Origin of the sequence: Azohydromonas aeria (genome assembly GCF_009760915.1) — a bacterium.
Lineage (GTDB): Bacteria > Pseudomonadota > Gammaproteobacteria > Burkholderiales > Burkholderiaceae_C > Azohydromonas > Azohydromonas aeria.
In genome coordinates, this window is the sequence record NZ_VIDQ01000160.1 from 1 (window position 1) to 3,804 (window position 3,804).

The 3,804-nt window shown below is 65.2% G+C and carries 3 protein-coding genes; all 3 read right to left on the minus strand.

All coding sequences use genetic code 11. From position 1 onward, the window contains the following. Positions 1–1,130 (minus strand): nitrogenase molybdenum-iron protein subunit beta (gene nifK / locus FJ694_RS35965; RefSeq protein WP_157272316.1); only part of this gene is annotated, 1,130 nt, incomplete at its 3' end. Between the two features lie 170 nt (positions 1,131–1,300). After that, the gene (gene nifD, locus FJ694_RS35970; RefSeq protein WP_157272317.1) at positions 1,301–2,761 is read right to left on the minus strand and encodes a nitrogenase molybdenum-iron protein alpha chain; all 1,461 of its coding nucleotides are present in this window, start codon (positions 2,759–2,761) and stop codon (positions 1,301–1,303) included. A 170-nt stretch (positions 2,762–2,931) separates the two neighbouring features. Continuing rightward, positions 2,932–3,804, minus strand: an 873-nt coding sequence (nifH, locus tag FJ694_RS35975; protein WP_157272318.1) for a nitrogenase iron protein, incomplete at its 5' end; no start/stop codon positions are given.

Here is a 3,804-nt window from a genome sequence, read left to right on the forward strand (position 1 = left end):
TCCGGGTCGCCGTAGAGCGCGTAGCGCTTGCCGTGCAGGTGCGCCTGGCTGTCGGCCAGCGCGTCCACCAGCTGGCCACGCTCCTTCTCCAGCTGGGCCGGGATGGGCAGCCCGGTCAGCCGCGCGATCGCCATGATGAAGCGGTCGGTGCCGGCCACGCCCACCGGGGCGTTGAGCACCACCACCTCCTGGCCCTTCTCGGCGATGTACCTGGCCGTCTTCTCGCAGCAGTACTCCTGGAAGATGATCGTCGCCTTGGCGTTGAGCGCGGCCTCGACCTCGGCCTTGGTCGTGCCGCCGTCGTACATGCGGAACTCGCCGTCGGTGGGCGTGTTCCAGACCTCCGAGGGGTCGCAGAGGATGTTCACCTTGGCGCCGAAGAGCTCGAAGATGCGGCGCACTTCCTTCATGTTGCCCACGACGAAGCCGTCGAAGCCGCCGATGAAGTTGATGCTCTCGTCCGGGCTGCGCACCAGCGGCTCGGCCGTGCCGGCCTTGCCGTCCCAGAAGTGCTTGAGCACGCCCAGCAGCGCGTTGTCGTAGCCCGTGACGTGGCTGCCCACGAAGGCCGGCGTGTGGGCGAAGGGCACGTCGAACTCCGCCGGCACGCTGCCCTTTTGCTTGGAGTTCTTGATGAAGGCGTCCAGGTCGTCGCCGATGACCTCGGCCATGCACGTCGTCGAGACGGCGATCATCTCGGGCTTGTAGAGGTTGTAGGCGTTGGCCAGCCCGTCGATCATGTTGTTCAGGCCGCCGAAGACCGCCGCGTCCTCCGTCATCGAGGAGCTCACGCACGAGGTCGGCTCCTTGAAGTGGCGGCTGAAGTGGCTGCGGTAGTAGGCCACGCAGCCCTGGCTGCCGTGCACAAAGGACAGCGTCTTGGCAAAGCCGTTGGCCACGTACACCGCGCCCAGCGGCTGGCAGGCCTTGGCCGGGTTGACGGTCAGCGCCTCGCGGGCGAAGTTCTTGTCCTTGTACTCCTTCGTCTTGGTCCAGTCGCGGATCTCGGCGACCTTGACGTCGGCGTGGTTGAACTCGAAGTTCTCCTTCTTGCTCCTGAACAGCTCCTGGTACTCCGGCTCGCGGAACAGCAGCTCGTGGTCAAGGATCTTGTCGGCTGATTGGGGCATTTCTAACTCCTGGGATGTACGGGGGATGGGTGGTCGAAGCGGCTCAATCTCCCCCGTCATCCCGGCGAAAGCCGGGATCCACGAACCCCGGGCGGCATCCTGGCCGGGGTGGATGCCGGCTTTCGCCGGCATGACGAGGCAGCTGTTTCAGCGGCGATCGGGCAGCGGCCTCAGGCCGCCTTCTTCCAGGGCGCCTGCGTGAGCTTCCACACCGGCGAGCTGATGGCCATGTCCATGTCGCGCGCGAAGATGGCAAAGCCGTCGTAGCCGTGGTAGGGGCCCGAGTAGTCCCAGGAGTGCATCTGGCGGAAGGGCACGCCCATCTTCTGGAACACGTACTTCTCCTTGATGCCCGAGCCGATGAGGTCGGGCTTGAGGCCCTCGACGAACTTCTCGAACTCGTAGCCCGTGACGTCGTCGTAGATCAGCGTCGAGTCCTTGATGTAGTGCGTGGTGCGCTGATAGTCGTCGTTGTGGCCGAACTCGTAGCCCGTGCCCACGACTTCCATCCCGAGGTCCTCGTACGCGCCGATGACGTGGCGCGGGCGCAGGCCGCCCACGTACAGCATCACCGTCTTGCCTTCCAGGCGCGGCTTGTACCTGGCCACCACCGCGTCCACCAGCGGCTGGTACTTCGCGATCACGGCCTCGGCGTTGGCCTTGATGGTGTCGTCGAAGTGGCTGGCGATGTTGCGCAGGCTCTCGGCGATCTTGGTCGGGCCGAAGAAGTTGTACTCGACCCAGGGAATGCCGTACTTCTCCTCCATGTGCCGGCTGATGTAGTTCATCGAGCGGTAGCAGTGGATGAGGTTGAGCTTGGCCTTGGGCGTGTTCTCCAGCTCGGCGATCGTGCCGTCGCCCGACCACTGCGCGATCACGCGCAGCCCGATCTCTTCGAGCAGGATGCGGCTGCTCCAGGCGTCGCCGCCGATGTTGTAGTCGCCGATGATCGTCACGTCGTACGGCGTCGCCTCGAACTCGCGCTCCTTCTTCGTCGTGCCGTCGAAGACCCAGTCGCGGATCGCGTCGTTGGCCAGGTGGTGGCCCAGCGACTGGGAGACGCCTCTGAAGCCCTCGCAGCGCACCGGCACGATGGTGTGGTTGCCGTGCTCCTTGCTCTTCTTCTTCGACACCGCCTCGATGTCGTCGCCGATCAGCCCGATCGGGCACTCGCTCTGGATCGAGATGCCCTTGTTCAGCGGGAACAGCTCCTGGATCTCGTCAATGATCTTGTCGAGCTTCTTGTCGCCGCCGAAGACGATGTCCTTCTCCTGGAAGTCGGAGGTGAACTGCATCGTCACGAAGGTGTCCACGCCCGTGACGCCGATGTAGTAGTTGCGCCGCGCCGCCCACGAGTACTGGCCGCAGCCCACCGGGCCGTGCGAGATGTGCACCATGTCCTTGATCGGGCCCCACACCACGCCCTTGGAGCCGGCGTAGGCGCAGCCGCGGATCGTCATCACGCCCGGCAGGCTCTTGATGTTGGACTTCACGCCGCAGTCGGGCTTGCCCTCCTCGAAGTTGTTGAGGTGCTTGGCGCGGCGCTTGGCCATCTTCTCGGGATAGGCCTTCAGGACTTCATCGATCAAGGCCTTGTTCGCGGCCTTGCGCTCTTCAACGGTCATGCTCATGGCGGGTGGCTCCGTCAGCGGTGTGCAGTGGGTGTTCGATGGGGGATGCGGTTGCGGCGGGAACGGACTTTGTCGTTGGAGGCGGCGCGAAGCCGAAGGACGCAGGCCCAGGGTGGTTCGGCCCGCAAGCGGGCCTCCTACCGGCTTTGGGCCGCCTTGGCTTCAGTGCCTCAGGCCGACATCTCCGCGGCCGTCTTGCCGACCTGGCTCTCGTCGATGGCCTGCATGATCCCGTGCTCCATGAGCAGGTCCTCGAGCTCGTCCATCGTGATGGGCGAGGGGATCACGCCGTTGCCGGCGTTGGCGTGCACCTTCTGCGCCAGGTTGCGGTACTCGCCCGCCTGCTTCGACTCCGGCGCGTACTCGATCACGGTCATGCGCCGCAGCTCGGCGTGCTGCACGATGTTGTCGCGCGGCACGAAGTGGATCAGCCTGGTGCCCAGCTTGCCCGCCAGCGACTCCGCCAGCTCCAGCTCCTTGTCGGTCTTGCGCTCGTTGCAGATCAGCCCGCCCAGGCGCACGCCGCCGCTGTTGGCGTACTTCAGGATGCCCTTGGAGATGTTGTTGGCCGCGTACATGGCCATCATCTCGCCCGACATCACGATGTAGATCTCCTGCGCCTTGTTCTCGCGGATGGGCATGGCAAAGCCGCCGCACACCACGTCGCCCAGCACGTCATAGGAGACGTAGTCCACGCCGTCATAGGCGCCGTTCTCTTCGAGGAAGTTGATCGACGTGATCACGCCGCGCCCGGCGCAGCCCACGCCCGGCTCCGGGCCGCCGGACTCCACGCAGCGGATGTCGCGGAAGCCGATCTTCATCACGTCCTCGATCTCCAGGTCCTCCACCGAGCCCGCTTCCGCGGCCAGCGACAGGATGGTGTCCTGCGCCTTGGCGTGCAGGATGAGACGGGTCGAGTCGGCCTTGGGGTCGCAGCCCACGATCAGGATCTTCTGACCCATCTCGGCCAGCGCGGCCAGCGTGTTCTGAGACGTGGTGGACTTGCCGATGCCGCCCTTGCCGTAGAAGGCGATCTGACGAAG

Excerpts from the sequence above, each read along its gene's own strand:
- nifD (WP_157272317.1), bottom strand. The coding sequence starts at position 2,761 with ATGAGCATGACCGTTGAAGAGCGCAAGGCCGCGAACAAGGCCTTGATC.